This window comes from Dactylosporangium sp. CA-139066, from assembly GCF_050936175.1.
Classification (GTDB): Bacteria; Actinomycetota; Actinomycetes; order Mycobacteriales; family Micromonosporaceae; genus Dactylosporangium.
The window spans coordinates 5758370-5777311 of the sequence record NZ_JBNJNH010000001.1 but is presented as its reverse complement, the minus strand read 5'-3'; the positions used below and the strand labels follow the sequence as shown (position 1 = coordinate 5777311).

Here is an 18942-nt window from a genome sequence, read left to right as displayed (position 1 = left end):
CCGCTATGGTCGCGAGCAACTTTCGCGTTCTCTTGGGGGCCATCGATGCCGCGGTCGCCGTTCGACGAGCCCATCGAGCGGGTCGGCGGCCGCTGGGTCGCCCTGCTCGTGCTCGCCCAGCTCGCCGTGTGGATGGGCTTCTTCACCCCGATCCAGGTGCTGCTGCCCAACCAGATCCAGCAGATCAGCCCGGCCGACAAGGAGAGCATGCTCGGCGTCGTGACCGCGCTCGGCGCGGCCGCCGCCGTCGTGGTCAACCCCCTCGCGGGCGCCCTGTCGGACCGCACGACGTCCCGCTTCGGCCGCCGCCACATCTGGACGGCCGGCGGGGCGGTCCTGGCCGGCGTGGCCCTGGTCCTGCTCGCCACCCAGCACACGATCGCCGGCGTCGCGGTCGGCTGGGTCGCCGCCCAGACCTGCCTCAACGCGATGCTGGCGACGCTGACCGCGGCCGTGCCCGACCGCGTCCCGGTCGGGCAGCGCGGCGCCGTCTCCGCCTGGGTCGGCATCCCGCAGGTCCTCGGCGTGGTGCTGGGCGTCGTGCTGGTCACCGCGATCGTCACCGGCACCGGGCCCGGCTACGCGGCCCTCGCCGTGCTCGTGGTGCTGCTGCCGGTGCCGTTCGTGCTGCTCACCCCCGACGACGCGATCCAGCGCGCGCAGCGCCCGCGGTTCTCCCTGGCCGGCTTCTGGATCAGCCCCCGCCGCCACCCCGACTTCGCCTGGGCGTGGATCACCCGCTTCCTGGTCCAGCTCGGCAACGCCCTGGGCACGCTGTACCTGCTGTACTTCCTCCAGGACCGCGTGCACGTCGCCGACCCGGACACGGGCGTGCTGGTACTCATCCTGGTGTACACCCTGGCGCTCATGGCCACGACGGTCTTCGCCGGCCGCCGCTCCGACCGCACCGGCCGCCGCCGCGTCTTCGTCATCTGGTCCGGCGTCGTGATGGCCGTCGCCGCGCTGCTGCTCGCGTTCTGGCCGACCTGGCCGGTGGCGGTCGCCGCCGCCGCGATCCTGGGCGCCGGCTACGGCGTGTACCAGGCGGTCGACGCCGCCCTGATCACCCAGGTCCTGCCGGCGGCGACGGACCGCGCGAAGGACCTCGGCGTCATCAACATCGCCAACTCGGCCCCGCAGGTGCTGGGCCCGGCGCTGTCCGCCCCGATCGTCGTGCACCTGGGCGGCTACCCGGTCCTGTACGTTTTGACGGCGGTCGTGACGCTGCTCGGTAGCGTCTTCGTGCTGCGCATCCGCACCGTGCCGTAGCGCGCCGCGGCTTCATCCGCGGCGGGCCGTCCACGGCCGGTGGATCTCGGTCGTCCGGTAGTCAGCTCGGGCGGCGCGCGGCGTCGAGCCACTCGGCGTCGTTCCACGCGACGGGTGTGGCGCCGACGGGCTCGAAGCGGAGGTCCGGATCGTCGCTCTGGACCAGGCACATCAGGCGGCGGCCGATGAGCGCGGCGCCGCGCGAGTGGCCGGCCATGATGTCGAGCACGACCTGCGCCGCCCGGGGGCAGTGGCCCGCGAAGGTGTCGTAGCCGACGAAGACCAGGACGAGACCGGCAGCGTCCGGCTGCCACCCGTAGGCCTGGCTCACCACGTCGCGCATGCAGTCGTTGAGGGCGTCGAGGTTGTGCCCGTAGTAGTCCGGGAACTCGAGTGCCGCGGCGACCTCGCGGTGCAGGTCGCGCTCGGTGGACCAACTGGCGGCGTTCAGGCGGGTGATCTGGTAGCCGTGGGCGCCGAGCCAGCCGATCGTCTCGTCCAGCACCTCCGGGCGCCGGAACAGCGTGACCGGCGTGTTGGCCAGCAAGCGGAACGCGTGATCCTGGGCGAGGTCCGTTTCGGGGTCGAAGGCCGCCACGATCGGCCAGTGTAACCAGCGTGGCCGGTGGGCGATGATGGCGATCGTGCAGATCGAGCTTGTCACCGGTGACATCACCGCCGAGCGGGTGGACGCGATCGTCAACGCCGCGAACTCGTCGCTGCTGGGCGGGGGAGGGGTGGACGGCGCGATTCACCGCAAGGGCGGGCCCGCGATCCTCGACGAGTGCCGCGCGCTGCGGGCCAGCCGGTACGGGCGGGGGCTGCCGGTCGGGCAGGCCGTGGCGACGACCGCCGGGCGGCTCCCGGCGCGCTGGGTCATTCACACCGTCGGGCCGGTGTGGAGCGAAACCGAGGACCGCTCGCCGCTGCTGCGCCGCTGCTACCAGAGCTCGCTCGCCGTCGCCGGCGAGCTCGGCGCGGCGTCGGTCGCCTTCCCGCTGATCTCGTCCGGCGTGTACCGCTGGCCGAAAGAGGACGCCGTGATGCAGGCGCTGACGGCCATCGGCGCGCCGCCGCCCGGCGTCGAGCTTCTGCGGCTCGTGCTGTTCGACGACGACACCCGGCAGGCGGCCGAGCGGGTCCGGCAGGCGCTGCACGACCGCCAGTAGACAGCAGCCGCGGCTGAGCGAGCCCGGCAGCTGAAAGGCTTACCGAGGCCCGCGGGTCGGCAGGCTGACCCGCACGACGAGGCCGCCGCCGGGGCGGGGGCGGGCCGTCACCTCGCCGCCGTGGGCCGCGGCGACCGCGCGCACGATCGCCAGGCCCAGGCCGTGGCCGTCCGCGGCGGAGCGCACCCGCTGGGCGCCGAGCCGCTGGAAGGGCTGGAACAGGCGTTCGAGGTCCTCCGGGGGTACCGCCGGACCGGTGTTCGCCACCGTCAACGCCGCACCCTCCGTGGCGACCTCGACCCGCCCGCCGGGGCCGGTGTTGTGCCGGATCGCGTTGTCGACCAGGTTGGCGACGAGGATCTCGGCCAGGCGCTCGTCGCCGAGCGCGGGGGCGGGGGAGAGGGCGGCGGTGACCGTGAGGCCGGCCGCCTCGGCCGCGCCGGCGCGGGCGTCGAGAACGGTGCGGGCCACGGCGGCCAGGTCGAACGGCTCCGGGCGCTCGATGCCCTGCTCGCCGGTGGCCAGGGTGAGCAGCGCGTCGATGAGCCGGGCCTGGGCCTCGCCGAGGGCGAGCACCTCCCGGCCGGCCGCGCGCAGGCTGCCGGCCGACGCGTCCGGGTCGGCGAGGGCCACCTGCAGCAGGGTCCGCTGCGCGGTCAGCGGGGTGCGCAGCTCGTGGGAGGCGTTGGCGACGAAGCGGCGCTGGGCGGCGAAGGACGCCTCGAGCCGGCCGAACAGGTCGTCGAGGGTGCCGGCCAGCTCCGCGAACTCGCCGCGGCGGCCGGCCGGGCCGAGGCGGCGGTGCAGGTTGGTCGCCGAGATGTCCCGCGCGGTGTCGATGATGAGGCGCAGCGGGCGCAGGTAGCGGCCGGCGATGAACCAGCCGGCGGCGATCGCCACGATCACCATCAGCGCGAACGAGACCGCCGACAGCCCCAGCAGCTGGTTGCGCAGCGCACCGCCCCCGCCGGACGGGTGCGGCACCACCGGGCCCGGCCCGCCGCCCTGGCCGGGCACCGGCGCGGTCTCGCTGACGCCGAGCAGCGGGATGAGCAGCAGGGCGGCGCCCGAGACGAGGAACGGGCCGGCGTACAGCAGGGTCAGCTGCCGCCGCAGCGTCCACCGGGCCATCAGGCCTCCCCGACGCGGTAGCCGGCCTCGCGGACCGTGTGGATGACCGGCGGGTCGCCGAGGCGGGCCCGCAGCCGGCGTACCGTCGTCTTCACCGTGGTCGTGAACGGGTCGGCGGCCTCGTCCCACACCCGCTCGAGCAGCTCCTCGGCCGGCACCGGCCGCCCGCCCGCCGCCATGAGGCACTCCAGCACGCCGAACTCCTTCGGCGTGAGCTCCAGCCGGCGCCCGGCCCGGGTCGCGACGCGCTGCGCCGGGTCGAGGGTGAGCTCGCCGGCGGTGAGCACCGGCGGCAGCGCCGTCGACGGGCGCCGGCCCAGCGCCCGGATGCGGGCCACGAGCTCGTCGAAGTCGAACGGCTTGGGCAGGTAGTCGTCGGCGCCGAGGCCGAGTCCCTCGACCCGGTCGCGGACCGTGCCCGACGCGGTCAGCATCAGCACGCGGCTGGCCGGGTGGGCCGCGACGATGTGCCGGCACACGTCGTCGCCGCCGACGCCGGGCAGGTCGCGGTCGAGGACCACCACGTCGTACCGCGTGACGGCCAGCCGCTCCAGCGCGTCGCCGCCGTCCAGGACGACGTCCACGGCGAGGCCCTCGCGGCGCAGGCCGGTGCCGATGGTCCGGGCCAGGATCTCGAAGTCCTCAACGACCAGCACTCGCATGGGTCCACCTTGCCAAATCCGCGGTGTCACCGGGGTGTCACCGGCGGCGGCGTACACCGGACGCCATGATTACCATTGAGGGCCTGCGCAAGCGGTTCGGGCCCACCCTCGCGCTGGACGGGATGACGTTCACCGTCCGTCCCGGGCACGTCACCGGGTTCGTCGGCCCGAACGGCGCCGGCAAGTCCACCACCATGCGGGTGATCCTCGGCCTCGACGCCCCCGACGAGGGCGCCGCGCTGGTCGGCGGCCGCGCCTACCGCAGCCTGGACCGGCCCCTGTGCCACCTCGGCTCGCTGCTGGACGCGGCCGCGCTGCAGCCGGGCCGCACCGCCCGCAACCACCTGCTGTGGCTGGCCCACTCGCAGGGCCTGCCGGCCCGCCGGGTCGACGAGGTCCTCGAGCTCGCCGGCCTCGGCGGGGCCGGGCGGCGCAAGGCCGGCGGCTACTCGCTCGGCATGCGCCAGCGGCTCGGCATCGCCGCCGCGCTGCTCGGCGACCCGCCCGCGCTGATGCTCGACGAGCCGTTCAACGGCATGGACCCCGAGGGCATCATCTGGATGCGTACCTTTCTACGGCAGCTGGCCGAGGATGACGGACGGGCGGTGCTCGTCTCCAGCCATCTCATGAGCGAGCTGCAGGGCACCGCCGAGCACGTCGTCGTGGTCGGCCGCGGCCGGGTCATCGCCGACGCGAGCGTGGCCGAGCTGCTCGCGGGCGCCGCCAACGGACGCATCACGCTGCGGTCCTCCGCGGTCGTGGAGGCTTCGGCGGTACTGCGGGAAGCCGGCGCCACCGTCACGCGCAACGGCGACGGCAGCCTGACCGTCGCCGGGCCGGCCGCGGAGGACGTCGTCGGGGTCCTCAACCGGGCCGGGGTGCCGTTCTCCGAGGTGTCGGCGCACCGGGCCACCCTCGAGGACGCCTACCTCGAGCTCACCCGCGACGCCGTCGAGTTCCGGGCGGCGTCATGACGGGTCCGCAGCGAAGCGGAGGGCGCATGACCGCGTTCGCGCGGCTGCTGCGCGCCGAGTGGACGAAGCTGCGCACGGTGCGCGGCTGGGTGCTGGGGCTGGCCGCCGCGGCCGCCGTGATCGTCGCCCTCGGCCTGGCGCCGGGCCGGCAGGGCTCCTGCGGCCGCAACGGCTCCGACTGCACCCCACTGCTCGGCCCGCAGGGCCAGGAGGTCGCCGACAGCTTCACGCTCGTGCACCGCACCCTCGACGGCGACGGCTCCGTCACCGCCCGGGTCGCGGACCTGCAGGGCTGGATCGAGGACGGGCCGGACCACCGGCGCGACCGGCTCGTGCCGTGGGCGAAGGCCGGCCTCATCATCAAGGCCGGCACCGGCCAGGGCACCGCGTACGCGGCGGTGATGCTCACCGGCGAGCACGGGGTGCGGCTGCAGTACGACTACGACCACGACGAGGGCCGTCCGGCCGGCGCGAAGATCGCGCCGCAGCCGGTGTACCTGCGCCTGACCCGCACCGGCGACGTCGTGAAGGCCGAGTCCTCGAGCGACGGCGCCGCGTGGGCCACCGTCGGCACCGCCCGGCTGCCCGGCCTGCCGGCCGGCGTGACCGCCGGGCTGTTCGTCACCTCGCCGGAGTACGCCGAGCGGGTCAGCCAGGCCGTCGTGCTCACCGGCATCCAGGGCGGCCCCAGCCGGGCCACGGCCGCGTTCGACCACCTGGCCACGGCCGGCTCCTGGTCGCCGGACTGGCGCTCCACGGTCGTCGGCGCCCCGTCCGGCCCGGCCGCCCACCCCGAGGACCTCGGCGCGGAGGCGACCGGAGGCGGCTGGCGGCTCACCGGCAGCGGCGACATCGCCCCGTCGGTGGCGGCCGGCGGCGGGGCCACCGTCACCCAGACCCTCGCCGGCACGTTCGTCGGGCTCATCTTCGTGGTCGTCGTCGGCGCCGTGTTCGTCACCGCCGAGTTCCGCCGCGGCCTGCTGCGCACCACGTTCGCCGCCGCGCCCCGCCGCGGCCGGGTCCTCGCGGCCAAGGCGCTCGTCGTCGGGGCGGTGACCTTCGCCGGCGGGCTCGCCGCCGCATGGCTCGTCGTCGCGTTCGGCATCGACGTGCTGCGGGACAACGGGGTGTACATCCACCCGACCGCGACCGCCGTGCAGGTCCGCGTCGTCGTCGGCACCGCGGTCCTGCTGGCCGGGTGCGCGGCGCTCGGCGTCGGGCTCGGCGCGCTGCTGCGCCGGGGCGTCACCGCGGTCACCGCCGCGATCGTCGTGGTCGTGCTGCCGTACCTGCTGTCGGTCACCGTCCTGCCGCTGCGCGCGGCCGACTGGCTGCTGAGCGTCAGCCCCGCCGCGGCGTTCGCGCTGCAACAGAGCCAGCCACGGTACGCCCAGGTCGACAGCGTCTACTCCCCGGCCGACGGCTACTTCCCGCTCGGCGCGTGCAGCGGCCTGGCGGTGCTCGCCGTGTGGGTCGCGGCGGTGCTCGCGGCGGCGGCGTACCGGCTGCGGCGGAGGGACGCATGAGGACGGCGCTGCACGCGCGAGGCATGGGCACTGCGCTGCACGCGGAATGGACGAAGCTGCGCACGGCGCCGGGCACCTGGTGGCTGCTGCTCGGCGCCGTCGCGGCCACCGCCGGGCTCAGCGCCCTGGCCGCGGCGGCGGTGCGGTGCGGTACCGACTGCGAGGCCGACCTCACCAAGGTCAGCCTCACCGGCGTCCAGCTCGGCCAGGCCGTGGTCGCGATCCTGGCGGCGCTGGTGATCGGCAACGAGTACAGCACCGGCATGGTCCGGGTCAGCCTCGCCGCCGTGCCGCGCCGGACCCGGATGCTCGCCGCGAAGGCGGTCGTCGTCGTGGCCGTCACCGGCGCCGCCGCGGCCGCCGGCGTGGCCGGGTCGCTGCTGGCCGGGCGGCTGCTGCTGCCCGACCACGCGTTCACGTGGCGGCCGGCGGTCGGCTCGGTGGCGTACCTGGTGCTGGTCGGCCTGCTGAGCCTGGGCCTGGCCACGGCGGCGCGCAGCCCGGCCGCGGCCGTCGGGATCGTGCTCGGGCTGCTGTACGCGTGGCCGATCGTGGCCCGCGTCGTGACCGACCCGGCGTGGTCGCGGCGCCTGCAGCAGGCCGGGCCGATGAACGCCGGCACCGCGGTCCAGGCGACCCGCGACCTGGCGTCGCTGCCGATCTCGCCGTGGGCCGGCCTCGGCGTGCTGGGGCTGTGGGCGCTCGGCGCGATGCTCGCCGGGTGGCTGCTACTGGTACGCCGCGACGCCTAGGAACTCGGCGGTCGCGTCGACCGCCTGCGTGACGTAGGGCTCCTGGTCGTACAGGTCGACGTGCCGGTCGGAGTCGAGCCATTCGATGCGCTTGCGGCCCGGCGCCGCCTCGTACACCTGCTCGGCCAGCTCGGGGGCGCAGTACGCGTCCGTGCGGCCGTGCACGACGAGCAGCGGCGTGCGCGCCAGCAGTGGTGCGGCGCCCAGCGCGTCGAACGTCATGAGGGCGTGCAGCGAGCCCTTCGTGACCATCGTGTCGCTCGTGCGGTAGTACGAGTACGGCTCCTCGCCGGGCATGGCGGCCTCGCCGCCGTCCGGCGCCACGGCCGGGATGTACTCGTCGTAGTGCTGGAGGAACTCCGCGAGGGCGGCGCGGTAGGCGTCGGGGTCGCGGGCGAAGTGGGCGGGGCTGTTGTACCCGCCGGCGATGCCCGCGACCGCGCGCACCCGCGGGTCCTGGGCCGCCGCCCGCAGCGCGTAGCCGCCGCCCAGGCACACGCCGAGCACCGCGATGCGCTCCGGGTCGACGGCCGGGTGCGCGGCCAGGACGCCGACGGCGGCGCGCAGGTCGGCGAGCTTGCCCTGCACGTCCTCGTGGCCGCGGCGGCCGCCGCTGCCACCCCAGCCGCGGTGATCGAACGCGAGCGTGACGAACCCCTTGGCCGCGAGCCGCTCCGCGTACAGGCCGGCGACCTGCTCCTTCACCCCGGTGAAGGGCCCGGTGAGCGCCAGGGCCGGGCGCCGGCCCGCCGCCGTGCCGCGCAGGTGGCCCCGCAGCGTGATGCCGTCGCTGACAAATGCGATCTCGTCCATGGGGCGAAGCTAAGCTGCACGTGCGGTACCGAACAGAAGGCACTTCGAGGTGCCCATGCCCGGGGGAGGCGCGATGGCGATTGTGGTGCCCGACGTGCTCGACGAGTCGTGCGCGACCCGGCAGGCGCTGGAGCGGCTGGCGTCCAAGTGGCGGGTGCTGCTCGTCTATGCGCTCGCGGCCGGCCCGCAGCGGCACGCCGAGCTGCGCCGGCGGCTGCCCGGGATCACGCAGAAGGTGCTCACCGAGACGCTGCGCGGGATGGAGGCCGACGGGCTGATCGAGCGGCGGGTGCTCAAACAGGAGGCGCCGCAGCATGTGGAGTACTCCCTGAGCGCCCTCGGCAAGACCCTGGAGGCGCCGCTGCAGGCCGTCTGCGACTGGGCATCCCTGAATGTTTCACCCACGGCGCCGGCCTGACCTGGAAGCTTTCCCGGGCCGGTGGGAAACTGTCGTACCCCCCGCCTAGTGTCCCTGGCATGCGCCGCTCGGTCGTCATCAGTGCCCTGGTTGGTTTGGTCGTGGCGTCGCTGACCGGCGTGCTGCCGGCGGCGGCCGCCGAGCCCTATCTCGACCCCAGCCTGCCCGTCCCGCAGCGGGTCGCCGACCTCATGTCGCGCATGACCCTGGACGAGAAGCTCGGCCAGATGACGCAGGCCGAGCGCGGCTCGGCGAGCGCCGCCGACGTCACGCAGTATCGCCTGGGCTCGGTGCTGTCCGGCGGCGGCTCCGCCCCGTCGCCCAACACCGCGGCGAGCTGGGCCGACATGACCGACAACCTGCAGCGCGGCGCCCTCGCCACCCCGCTGAAGATCCCGCTGCTCTACGGCTCCGACGCCGTGCACGGCCACAACAACGTCGTCGGCGCCACGATCTTCCCGCACAACATCGGCCTCGGCGCCACCCGCGACCCCGCGCTGGCCCAGCAGGTCGGCCGGGTCACCGCCGACGAGGTCCGCGGCACCGGCGTGCAGTGGACGTTCTCGCCGTGCGTGTGCGTGGCCCGCAACGACCGCTGGGGCCGCACCTACGAGTCGTTCGGCGAGAAGCCCGAGCTGCCGGTGTCGATGGCCACCATCATCGACGGCTACCAGTCCGGCGGCGTGCTGGCCACGGCCAAGCACTACGTCGGCGACGGCGGCACCACCGGCGGCGTCGACCAGGGCGACACCCAGCTGTCCGAGGCCGACCTGCGCGCCATCCACCTGCCGCCGTTCCAGGAGGCCGTCCGCCGCAACGTGGCCTCGGTGATGGTCTCGTTCTCCTCGTGGAACGGCCAGAAGATGCACGGCAACGACTACCTCATCAACGGCGTCCTCAAGGGCGAGCTGGGCTTCAACGGCTTCGTCGTGTCGGACTGGAACGGCATCGACCAGATCGAGGGCGGCGAGGGCTTCACCGCCTCCGAGGTCCGCCGCGCCGTCAACGCCGGCATCGACATGGTCATGGTCCCCACGGAGTGGAAGTCGTTCATCACCACGCTGCGCGGCGAGGTCCAGGCCGGCCGCGTCACCACGGCCCGCATCGACGACGCGGTGCGCCGCATCCTGACGAAGAAGTTCGAATACGGGCTGTTCGAGCACCCGTTCGCCGACCGCAACCTGACCGGCACCGTCGGCAGCGCCGCGCACCGCCAGGTCGCCCGCCAGGCCGTGCGCGAGTCCCAGGTCCTGCTCAAGAACACCGGCAACATCCTGCCGCTGCCGAAGTCCGGCAAGCTGTTCGTGGCCGGCAAGAGCGCCGACAACATCGGCCTGCAGAGCGGCGGCTGGACCGTGAGCTGGCAGGGCGCGTCCGGCAGCACGACCCCCGGGACCACGATCCTGCAGGGCATCCGCGCCGCGGCCGGATCGTCGGCCACGGTGACGTACAACGCCTCGGGCGCCGGCATCGACCGCTCCTACGCGGCCGCGGTCGCGGTCATCGGCGAAACCCCGTATGCCGAGGGCCAGGGCGACCGCCCCGGCTCGATGTCCCTGGACGCCACCGACCTGCAGACGCTGTCCACGCTGAAGGCGGCCGGCGTCCCGGTCGTCGTGGTCCTGGTCTCCGGCCGCCCGCTGGACATCGCCGCCCAGCTGCCGGACTGGAGCGCCCTGCTCGCGTCCTGGCTCCCGGGCACCGAGGGCGCCGGCGTCGCCGACGTGCTGTTCGGCGACTACGCCCCGACGGGCAAGCTCCCGGTGACGTGGATGCAGAGCGCGTCGCAGGAGCCCATCAACGACGGCGACGGCAAGCCCGCCCTGTTCCCGTACGGCTTCGGCCTCACCTACACTACGACCCCGCCGCCGGGCGCCCCCGGCCAGCCCGGCACCCCGGCGGTCTCGGCCGTGACCCAGACCTCGGCCACCCTGACGTGGGCCGCCCCGACCACCGGCACCACCGCCACGTCGTACCGCGTCCTGCGCTCCGGCACCCTGCTGGCCACGGTCCCGTCGACGTCCTACCAGCTGACCGGCCTGACCCCGAACTCGACGACGTCGTACACGGTCGTGGCGGTGGACGCCGCCGGCAACGCCGGCCCCGCCTCCAACCCGGCGACCGTGACCACGCTGCCGAACACCACGACGCCACCCCCGTCGGCGTGCTCGGTGACGTACTCGGTCAACGACTGGGGCGGCGCCTTCACCGGCTCGGTGACGCTGAAGAACACCGGCACGTCCACCCTGAACGGCTGGACCCTGGCCTTCACCTTCCCCGGCACCCAGAAGCTCTCCCAGGGCTGGTCCGCGGTCTGGTCCCAGTCCGGCGCCGCGGTCACGGCCCGCAACGAGTCGTGGAACCCGTCGCTGGCTCCGGGCGCCACCGTCTCGCTCGGCTTCAACGCCACCTACACCGGCTCCAACCCCCGCCCGACGTCATTCACCCTGAACGGCGCCCCCTGCGCGGTCTCCTGACCCCGCCCCGTCCACCCGGCTCAGCGGCTCGCTGAGCCGCCGAGCGACCTCGGCCGCGCCGATCTTGGTTGCGGCCTGGAGGCTCGTCGTCAGCACGCGCCGGGCCTCGTCGGTCCGCCCCGCGCCAGCAGGACCCGGCCGTGCTGCTCGCCGACGAGGGCCACGCCGCCGGCCCGTTGCAGCCAGGCGAGGATGTCCAAGGCGGTGGCCAGCCTGGGCGCGGCGGCCGCGTCGTCGTGACGGACGATGTCGATTTCGCCAGGTCCAGTTGGCCACGGCGACGCTGTCGAGGTCGCCGAGCTGCTCACTCGCCGCACTGGTAGGCGACGTCGGCGATGTGGCCCCACGTGGTTGCGATGTGCAGGGCGTCGCGTTCCTCAGCGCCGACCGGGTCAGCTCGGCCTCCACGGTCAGGTCCCAGCTATCTTGGCCGCCCGACCTACCCCAGGCGGCGAACAGCGGTCCGGTCACTGCCGCGGCCAACGCCGCCGGCTCGGTGTGCCGCCGACGGTGCGAGCCGGCCGGCGCTCAACGCGTTGATCGGCACCGCCGCTCGATTCGCATCGACCGGATCCGGGAACTCGTCCAGCAGCCCGAACCCGTTCAGCCGCGTGACGGAGCCACCCGCCGTCCCGGCGAGCACGTCGAGGACGGCCTCGGGCACCGGCAGGTCGAACAGGGTCGCCGCCCGCAGGAGCGGCAGCTACGCCGCGCCGGCCTGGTCGGTGGGGGCGTCCAGCGCGAGCCGCTCCAGGAACGCCTGCACCTCGCCGTCGTCCGGCAGGTTGCCTTGCGCGAGGTAGGTCTCCATGCCGGCCACGACGGCCTCGGCGCGCTCGGGGTCGACTCCCTCGCCAGAGATCAGGCGGAGCCCGATGAGGTCCTGCAGGCCCGGATTGCCGCGGCTCACGACGACCGCCCGGTCGGCCGGGCCGGCTCGCTCGGCCACCCGTTCCGGGGTGGACCGGCCCTTCTGGCGGCGCTGCAGCTTGGACTCTGCGACCGGTGAGAACGGCGGCAGCTGGATCGGCTCGAGGCGGCGCTCCAGCCCGTCGAGCCGGAACGTGAACCGGGTGGTCAGCACGACGCGGCTGTCGGTCTCGGCCGGGTGGAACGCGCGCAGGACCGCCGCCAGCACCGGCGCGTGCTCCGGGGCGACGCGGTGCGGGCCGTCGGGGTCGGCGGCGAGGATCTGTTCGAGGTCGTCGATGATCAGCAGCAGCGGGCGCTCCTGCGGGCCGGCGAGCTGCGCGCACGGGCCGGTGAGCAGGTCGCTCAGGACCGTCTCGATCGACTCCGGGCGGCGGCGCACCTCGTCGCGGCCCCGTTCGATCACGGCGCGGGCCGCGGGGTTCGGGCGGAGCGCGGTCTCGATCGCGTCGAGGAACGCGAGTGCCGTGTAGTCGCCGAACACGACCGCGGTCGCGAAGTCGGGGCGCCGGTCGGCGATCCGGGCGGCCAGGCTCGACTTGCCCAGGCGGCCCTGGCCGTGCAGGACGACCCCCGGCCCGGTCGCCGGAGCGCAGGGCCCGCAGGGCGCGCTGCAGCTCGGGCCGGCGGCCGACGAACATCGACGCCGCCGCGACCGGCACGTGCTGCTTGCGGTCCAGGAACGTCTTCGTCGCGTGGTTCGCCGGGACCAGGCTGCGCCGGCGTACGCCCTTGACGAGGGATTCGCCGCCCGCCGGGCCGAGCCACAGCCGGGAGAGGTGCCAGTCCTGCCGCACGACCGGGTCGTCGGAGTCCAGGAGCGTCCGGCGGGCGTCGGCGACGGCGACCGCGAGATCGGACCGGTCCGCCAGGCGCCGGTACAGCCGGCCCGCGAACAGCGTCGCGGCGCGGTCGTCGACGGAGCCGTCCCAGCCCAGGACGGCCGGTACGCCGGCCGACACGAGGGCCGTGGCCATCGAGTGGGCCACCGCCACCTCGCCGGCCGCCGCCGCGTCGTCCGGTTCGTGCGGGACGGCATCGCGTTGGCCGGGGCCGGGCGGGAGGTGGCCGGCCGAGCCGCCGGCGGTCGCGGTCAGGCAGGCCGAGACGAACACCAGGTGCGGTACCGAGGCGGCGGGCGACCCCGAAGCGCAGCAGGGCGTCCTGCGCCAGGAAGCCGCCGCCGGGCGGGGCCAGCAGCTCCAGCGGCGCCCGCAGCAGCGCCCACGCCCGCTCCGACGGGTTCGCGGGCGCCCGCACCTCGAACACGAGCGGCGCGGGCGGGGCGGCGAGCAGCTCGGTCAGCTGGGCGAGGTCGCCGTCCAGCCACCGGTACAGCTCCCGGCCCACCTCGACGAACGCCTCGGGCTCGGCGCGGGCGTGGACGGCGCGCACGTACCGGGTCGTGAGCGACCGCAGCCGCTCGGCGTCGCCGTCCTCGAGGCGCCGCCGCGGTCCGATCCGCCGGCCGCGGACCAGCACCTCGAAGCCGGTGTCGTCCAGCCACACCCCGGTCATCGTCACGTCCTCATCTGACGGACGGGGCTCGGGGGCGGGTCCCGGCGGCGGCGTCGGGGATGCGCCGGCCGCCGGGACGCGACAGAAGTGACCCGCGAGGGGCGGCGGGAGATACAGGCTGTCGGTGACGCGACAGGTCAGCCGGCGGCGGCCTGCAGGACCAGGTCGCGGGCGTCCTGCAGGCCGACCGCGAGGGCACCGAGGAGCACCGCGTCGGTGCCGAGGGTCGAGACCTCGATGCGCGGGGGCCGCAGCGCGACCAGGTCGCGCAGGCGCTCGGCGATCGGGGTGGTCAGCAGCTCGCCGGGCTGGCCGCCGACGCCGCCGCCGAGCACCACGAGCTCCGGGTCGAGCACGGCGGTGACGCCGGCCAGGGCGTGGCTCAGGTGGTCGACCTCGCGGGCCACGACCGCGCGGGCCGTCGCGTCGCCGGCGCGGGCCGCGTCGAAGACGTCCTTGGCGGTCTCGACGCCGGTCAGGCCGAGCCGGCGGGCCATCGCGACGACGCCGTCGGCCGAGGCGACCGACTCGAACAGGCCCCGTCGGCGGGCCGACGGCGCCTCGGCGAGGGGGTCGTCCTCGCCGACCGGGATGTAGCCGATCTCGCCGGCCGCGCCGCGGAAGCCGCGGTACAGCTTGCCGTCGATGATGATGCCCATGCCGGTGCCCGTGCCGATCGACACGTACACGAAGTGCCGCACGCCCCGGCCGAGGCCGTAGGTGGCCTCGCCGACCGCGGCGAGGTCGATGTCGTTCTCCACCGCGTAGGTGCGGCCCGCGACGCCGGCCAGGCGTTCGACGCTGCCCCGGCGGTTCCAGCCGGGCAGGTTCGGCGCCAGGTGCAGGGCGCCGGTGGCCTTGTCGTGGATTCCCGGGGTACCGAAGACGGACAGGGTGATCTCGTCGCGCCGGATGCCGGCCTCGGACGCCAGCTCGTCGGCCAGGCCCGTCAGCTGCGCGACGAGGTCCCGGGCGCGCAGGCTGCGCGACGGGGAGTCCTTGCGGGCGACGATGCGCCCGACCAGGTCGGCCAGCGCCACGCGCACGTAGGAGCGGCCGACGTCCACCGCGTACACCCAGCCCGCCTCGGGGCGCACCTCGTAGAGCACCGCCGAGCGGCCGGCCGCCCCGGCCCGCAGCCCGACCTGGCGCAGCAGGCCGGCGCGCTCCAGGTTGGCCAGGGCGCCGGCCACGGTCGGCTTGGACAGGCCCGTGTGCTGGGCGAGCTCGGGGCGGGAGACGGTGCCGCGCCGGAAGGTCTCGGCGAACACGGCGCGCTCGTTCATGACCCGCAGCATGCTCGTCGTGCTCGCGGTGGCAATGCTCTGCACGGGGTACAGCCTGCCACATGCCTTCAGAAAGGTCCTTTATCAATTTCGTAAAGGTCCTTGCCAAGGTGGCGAGTGAGGGCCGACGATCCCTGCCATGAGAGCTGGATGGTTCGTCGCAGTGCTGACCGCCGCGGCGGTCCTGGCCGCCGGGTGTGGCAACAACGCCGGCGACAAGCAGTCCGGGTCGGACGCGCCGACGATCGCGCTGTTCCTGCCCGAGTCGAAGACGACCCGCTACGAGGCGTTCGACCGGCCGCTGTTCGAGGCCAAGGTCCGGGCCCTCTGCGCGCAGTGCAAGGTGTTGTACGCCAACGCCGACCAGGACGCCGCCAAGCAACAGCAGCAGGTCGAGGCGGCGCTGGCCCAGGGCGCGGACGTGCTGGTGCTCGACGCCGTCGACGCCGGCGCCGTCGCCTCGCTGGTCAACCAGGCCAAGCAGAAGAAGGTCCCGGTCGTCGCCTACGACCGGCTCATCTCCGGGATCAGCTACGAGTACTACGTCTCCTTCGACAACGTCCGGGTTGGGCAGATGCAGGGCCAGGCGCTGCTGGACGCGATGAGCAAGACCGGCAAGACCGGCCAGATCGTCATGCTCAACGGCTCGCCGACCGACCCGAGCTCGGCCGACTACAAGAAGGGCGCGCACTCCGTCCTCGACGGCAAGGTGCAGATCGGCCGCGAGTACGACACCCCCGACTGGAGCCCGGACAAGGCCCAGCAGGAGATGGAGCAGGCCATCACCGCGCTCGGCCGCGACACCGTCGTCGGGGTGCTGTCGGCCAACGACGGCATGGCCGGCGGCGCCATCGCGGCGATGAAGCGGGCCGGGTACGCCACCCTGCCGCCCATCACCGGCCAGGACGCCGAGCTCGCGGCGGTCCAGCGGATCCTCACCGGCGAGCAGTACATGACCATCTACCTCGACATCCGCACGGAGGCCGAGAAGTCCGCGGAGCTGGCCGTCGCGCTCGGCCGCGGCGAGAAGCCGGCCGCCCCGACGAAGGTGAACAACGGCACCGCCGACATCCCGACGTTCCTGCTCGACCCGACGGCTGTCACCGCCGACAAGATCAAGGACACGATCGTCAAGGACGGCTTCTACAAGCCCGCCGAGATCTGCACCGGCGCCGTCGCCGCCGCGTGCACCAAGGCGGGAATCCAGTAGTGCTCGCCGCCACCGATGTCAGCAAGCGCTACGGCGCGGTCCAGGCTCTCGACGGCGTGAGCCTGGACCTGCCGGCCGGGCGGGTCGTCGCGCTCGTCGGCGACAACGGCGCCGGCAAGTCGACGCTCGTCAAGGTGCTGTCCGGGGTGGTCGCCCCGGACGGCGGCACCATCGAGCTCGACGGGCACCCGGCCCGCATCGCCAACCCGCACGACGCCCAGCGCCTCGGCGTGTCCACCGTGCACCAGGACCTCGCGCTGTGCGAGAACCTCGACGTCGTCGGCAACCTGTTCCTCGGCGCCGAGCGCAACCGCTTCAGCGTGCTGTCCCACATCCGCATGGAGCGGGCCGCGCGCGACCTGCTGGCCTCCCTCGACGTGCGCATCCGCGACATCCGGGTGCCGGTCGCCAACCTCTCCGGCGGCCAGCGCCAGTCGGTGGCGATCGCCCGCGCCCTCATCGGGGAGCCGCGGGTCGTCATCCTCGACGAGCCGACCGCCGCGCTCGGCGTCGAGCAGACCGCGCAGGTCCTCGACCTCATCCGCCGGCTGCGCGAGCGCGGCCTGGCCGTGCTCGTCATCTCCCACAACCTCGCCGACGTCCGCGCCGTCAGCGACCGCATCGCGGTGCTGCGCCTGGGCCGCAACGCCGGCGACTTCGACACCGCCTCGACCACGCCCGAGACCGTGGTCGCCGCCATCACGGGGAGCGCCGCATGAACCGGCTGTTCGGTCACGAGCGCCGGGCCGACCTCGGCGCGTGGCCCGTCGCCGGCGGCCTCGCGCTCATCGCGATCGTCTTCGGCACGCTCAACGACCACTTCCTGTCCGCGGAGAACCTCACCAACCTGGCCCTGCAGATGGCCGCCACCGGCACCATCTCCCTCGGCGTCATCATGGTGATCCTGCTGGGCGAGATCGACCTGTCGGCCGGCTCGGTCAGCGGCCTGTGCGCGGTCGTCATGACGATCCTGTCGGTCCGCCACGGCTGGAACCCGGGCGCCGCCATCGGCCTCGCGCTGGGCGTGGCCGCCCTGATCGGCCTGCTGCACGGGTGGATGTTCACCCGGCTGCGGATGCCGTCGTTCGTCGTCACCCTCGCCGGGCTGATCGGGTGGCAGGGGCTCATGTTGTACCTCCTGGGCCGCGGCGGCACCATCAACCTGCCCTTCGACGGGTTCATCGCCTCGCTCAGCGACACCTGGCTGCCCCCGTGGGCCGGGTGGCTGCTCGCCGCCCTCATCGTCGCGGCGTGGACGGCCGGCTCGCTGCTGCAGCGCCGGGCGCGCCGGGCCGAGGACCTGCCGGTCGGCGCCGCCGTCTGGCTCGCGCTGCGGCTGGGCGGGCTCGCGGTCGCGCTCGCCGTGGCGGTGGCGGTGATGTCGGCCGACCGTGGCGTACCGCTGCTGCTGGTGATCTTCGGCGCGCTCGTCGTCGCGCTCGACCTGATGCTGCGCCACACCGTCTTCGGCCGCCACATGTACGCCGTCGGCGGCAACGCCGAGGCGGCCCGCCGCGCCGGCATCGGCGTCGTGCGCATCCGGGTGCTCGCGTTCACCGCGTCGGCGGTCCTGGCGGCGGCCGGCGGCATCCTCGCGGCCAGCCGGCTCGCCGCGGTCAACCAGAGCTCCGGCGGCAGCGACACCCTGCTCATGGCGATCGCCGCGGCGGTCATCGGCGGCACGTCGCTGTTCGGCGGGCGCGGGCGCGCCTACGCGGCGCTGCTGGGCATCCTCGTCATCCAGTCGATCACCAACGGCATGCTGCTGCTCAGCGTCGACTCCTCGGTGCGCTACATGGTGACCGCCGGGGTCCTCGCCGTCGCCGTCGCGATCGACTCGCTCGCCCGGCCGGGCCGGCCCCGGTGACGCGGCAGGTCCTGGCGATCGACTTCGGCGGCACCAAGGTCGCGCTCGGCGCGGCCCCGGTCGGCGCCACCGAGATCCGCCCCGGCGCGCTCGTCCGGCTCGACACCCGCGGCGACGAGGGGGCGCTGCAGGTGCTCGAGCGGGCGGTGGCGGCCGCCCGGCGGCTCGTCGCCGAGCCGGCCGCGGTCGGCGTGGCCACGTTCGGCGTGGTGCGCGACGGGGTGATCCGGCTGGCCCCGAACGTGCCCGGCTGGGACGGGCTGCCGCTGCCGCGGCTGCTCGCCGACGCGTTCGGCGGCGTGCCCCTGGCGATCGACAACGACGTCAACGCCGGGGCCGCCGCCGAGCTGCGCTGGGGCGCGCTGCGCGGGGCCGACACCGCCCTGTACGTCAACATCGGCACCGGCCTGGCCGCCGCCCTCGTCGCCGGCGGCCGGGTGCTGCCCGGCGCGAACGGCGCGGCCGGCGAGATCGGCTACCTGCGGGACCGGGCCGGCGCGCCCGGGTTCGCCGACGACCGGGCCCCGCTGGAGGAGGCGGTCTCCGGCGGGGCCCTCGCCCGGCGCGGCTCGGCCCTGCTCGGCCGGCCGGTGACCGCCGAGGAGCTGTTCGCGATGTACCCCGACCCGCCCGTCGCCGCCCTGCTCGACGACGCCCTGGAGCTGCTCGCCCGGACCGTGGCCAACCTCAGCGTCGTGCTCGACCCGCAGCACGTCGTGCTCGCCGGCGGCCTCATGGGCGCCGCCGGCCACATCCTGCCCCGCGTCGCGGCCGAACTGGCCGGCGCGGTGCCCTTCCCGCCGCGCCTGGCCGCCGCCCGCTTCGTCGACGACGCGCCCCTGCTCGGTGCCCTGTCGGCGGCCCTCGCGCTGGCCGGGGGCTGATGCCCCGGTCGTCCGGTTGCCGTCCACCGGGACTACGGCGGCAACCGTTGCGCAAC

19 protein-coding genes and 1 pseudogene are annotated in these 18942 nt (G+C 74.7%); 11 read left to right on the top strand and 9 right to left on the bottom strand.

Annotation, left to right across the window (positions count from 1 at the left end; genetic code table 11):
• Positions 1-45: 45 nt before the first annotated feature.
• Complete coding sequence (locus tag ACQEVU_RS26485; protein WP_433328026.1) at positions 46-1269, top strand: MFS transporter; 1224 nt, start codon at positions 46-48, stop codon at positions 1267-1269.
• A 61-nt stretch (positions 1270-1330) separates the two neighbouring features.
• On the opposite strand, the gene ACQEVU_RS26480 is transcribed toward ACQEVU_RS26485, so the two are convergent.
• Positions 1331-1867 (bottom strand): barstar family protein, encoded by a 537-nt coding sequence (locus tag ACQEVU_RS26480; RefSeq protein WP_433328024.1) that lies wholly within the window; start codon positions 1865-1867, stop codon positions 1331-1333.
• A gap of 46 nt (positions 1868-1913) precedes the next feature.
• Here ACQEVU_RS26480 and ACQEVU_RS26475 point away from each other — a divergent pair, with 46 nt between their 5' ends.
• Positions 1914-2438: an O-acetyl-ADP-ribose deacetylase gene (locus tag ACQEVU_RS26475; RefSeq protein ID WP_433328022.1), complete on the top strand. Its 525-nt coding sequence runs from the start codon at positions 1914-1916 to the stop codon at positions 2436-2438.
• Positions 2439-2477: 39 nt separating this feature from the next.
• On the opposite strand, the gene ACQEVU_RS26470 is transcribed toward ACQEVU_RS26475, so the two are convergent.
• Together ACQEVU_RS26470 and ACQEVU_RS26465 are read right to left on the bottom strand one after the other, a co-directional pair.
• Positions 2478-3569: a sensor histidine kinase gene (locus ACQEVU_RS26470; RefSeq protein WP_433328020.1), complete on the bottom strand. Its 1092-nt coding sequence runs from the start codon at positions 3567-3569 to the stop codon at positions 2478-2480.
• A complete protein-coding gene (locus ACQEVU_RS26465; protein WP_433328018.1) occupies positions 3569-4231 on the bottom strand; it encodes a response regulator transcription factor in 663 nt (220 codons plus the stop codon). Before ACQEVU_RS26465 ends, ACQEVU_RS26470 begins: the two co-directional genes overlap by 1 nt.
• A 65-nt stretch (positions 4232-4296) precedes the next feature.
• On the opposite strand from ACQEVU_RS26465, the gene ACQEVU_RS26460 reads away from it, so the two are divergent.
• From ACQEVU_RS26460 to ACQEVU_RS26450, 3 genes are read left to right on the top strand one after another with little or no spacing between them, the layout of a single operon-like run.
• Complete coding sequence (locus tag ACQEVU_RS26460; RefSeq protein WP_433328016.1) at positions 4297-5205, top strand: ATP-binding cassette domain-containing protein; 909 nt, start codon at positions 4297-4299, stop codon at positions 5203-5205.
• Between the two features lie 26 nt (positions 5206-5231).
• The gene (locus ACQEVU_RS26455) at positions 5232-6731 is read left to right on the top strand and encodes an ABC transporter permease subunit (RefSeq protein ID WP_433328014.1); all 1500 of its coding nucleotides are present in this window, start codon (positions 5232-5234) and stop codon (positions 6729-6731) included.
• The gene (locus tag ACQEVU_RS26450) at positions 6728-7483 is read left to right on the top strand and encodes an ABC transporter permease (protein ID WP_433328012.1); all 756 of its coding nucleotides are present in this window, start codon (positions 6728-6730) and stop codon (positions 7481-7483) included. The genes ACQEVU_RS26455 and ACQEVU_RS26450 overlap by 4 nt, the downstream gene beginning before the upstream one ends.
• Here ACQEVU_RS26450 and ACQEVU_RS26445 read toward each other — a convergent pair.
• On the bottom strand, positions 7460-8296 hold the full coding sequence (locus ACQEVU_RS26445; RefSeq protein WP_433328010.1) for an alpha/beta hydrolase: 837 nt from the start codon (positions 8294-8296) through the stop codon (positions 7460-7462). The genes ACQEVU_RS26450 and ACQEVU_RS26445 overlap by 24 nt on opposite strands.
• A gap of 73 nt (positions 8297-8369) precedes the next feature.
• Here ACQEVU_RS26445 and ACQEVU_RS26440 point away from each other — a divergent pair, with 73 nt between their 5' ends.
• A complete protein-coding gene (locus ACQEVU_RS26440) occupies positions 8370-8714 on the top strand; it encodes a winged helix-turn-helix transcriptional regulator (protein WP_433328008.1) in 345 nt (114 codons plus the stop codon).
• Between the two features lie 59 nt (positions 8715-8773).
• Entirely contained in the window at positions 8774-11191 is a 2418-nt protein-coding gene (locus tag ACQEVU_RS26435) for a glycoside hydrolase family 3 N-terminal domain-containing protein (protein WP_433328006.1), read from the top strand.
• A gap of 89 nt (positions 11192-11280) precedes the next feature.
• Here ACQEVU_RS26435 and ACQEVU_RS26430 read toward each other — a convergent pair whose 3' ends face one another.
• From ACQEVU_RS26430 to ACQEVU_RS26410, 5 genes and pseudogenes are all read right to left on the bottom strand, one after another.
• Entirely contained in the window at positions 11281-11499 is a 219-nt protein-coding gene (locus ACQEVU_RS26430; RefSeq protein WP_433328004.1) for a hypothetical protein, read from the bottom strand.
• 131 nt (positions 11500-11630) lie between these two features.
• The gene (locus ACQEVU_RS26425) at positions 11631-11855 is read right to left on the bottom strand and encodes a hypothetical protein (RefSeq protein WP_433328002.1); all 225 of its coding nucleotides are present in this window, start codon (positions 11853-11855) and stop codon (positions 11631-11633) included.
• A 39-nt stretch (positions 11856-11894) separates the two neighbouring features.
• Positions 11895-12605 (bottom strand): hypothetical protein, encoded by a 711-nt coding sequence (locus ACQEVU_RS26420; RefSeq protein WP_433328000.1) that lies wholly within the window; start codon positions 12603-12605, stop codon positions 11895-11897.
• A 376-nt stretch (positions 12606-12981) separates the two neighbouring features.
• Positions 12982-13236: pseudogene (locus ACQEVU_RS26415) on the bottom strand (hypothetical protein); the annotation flags it as partial.
• Positions 13237-13776: 540 nt separating this feature from the next.
• Positions 13777-14970 (bottom strand): ROK family protein, encoded by a 1194-nt coding sequence (locus ACQEVU_RS26410; RefSeq protein WP_433327998.1) that lies wholly within the window; start codon positions 14968-14970, stop codon positions 13777-13779.
• Between the two features lie 94 nt (positions 14971-15064).
• On the opposite strand from ACQEVU_RS26410, the gene ACQEVU_RS26405 reads away from it, so the two are divergent.
• The 4 genes from ACQEVU_RS26405 to ACQEVU_RS26390 are packed head-to-tail and all read left to right on the top strand — an operon-like array spanning position 15065 to position 18886.
• A complete protein-coding gene (locus ACQEVU_RS26405) occupies positions 15065-16135 on the top strand; it encodes a sugar ABC transporter substrate-binding protein (protein WP_433327996.1) in 1071 nt (356 codons plus the stop codon).
• Complete coding sequence (locus ACQEVU_RS26400; protein ID WP_433327994.1) at positions 16135-16854, top strand: ATP-binding cassette domain-containing protein; 720 nt, start codon at positions 16135-16137, stop codon at positions 16852-16854. The genes ACQEVU_RS26405 and ACQEVU_RS26400 overlap by 1 nt, the downstream gene beginning before the upstream one ends.
• Positions 16851-18002: a sugar ABC transporter permease gene (locus ACQEVU_RS26395; RefSeq protein ID WP_433327992.1), complete on the top strand. Its 1152-nt coding sequence runs from the start codon at positions 16851-16853 to the stop codon at positions 18000-18002. Before ACQEVU_RS26400 ends, ACQEVU_RS26395 begins: the two co-directional genes overlap by 4 nt.
• Positions 17999-18886: an ROK family protein gene (locus tag ACQEVU_RS26390; RefSeq protein ID WP_433327990.1), complete on the top strand. Its 888-nt coding sequence runs from the start codon at positions 17999-18001 to the stop codon at positions 18884-18886. The genes ACQEVU_RS26395 and ACQEVU_RS26390 overlap by 4 nt, the downstream gene beginning before the upstream one ends.
• The last annotated feature ends 56 nt before the right edge of the window (positions 18887-18942 follow it).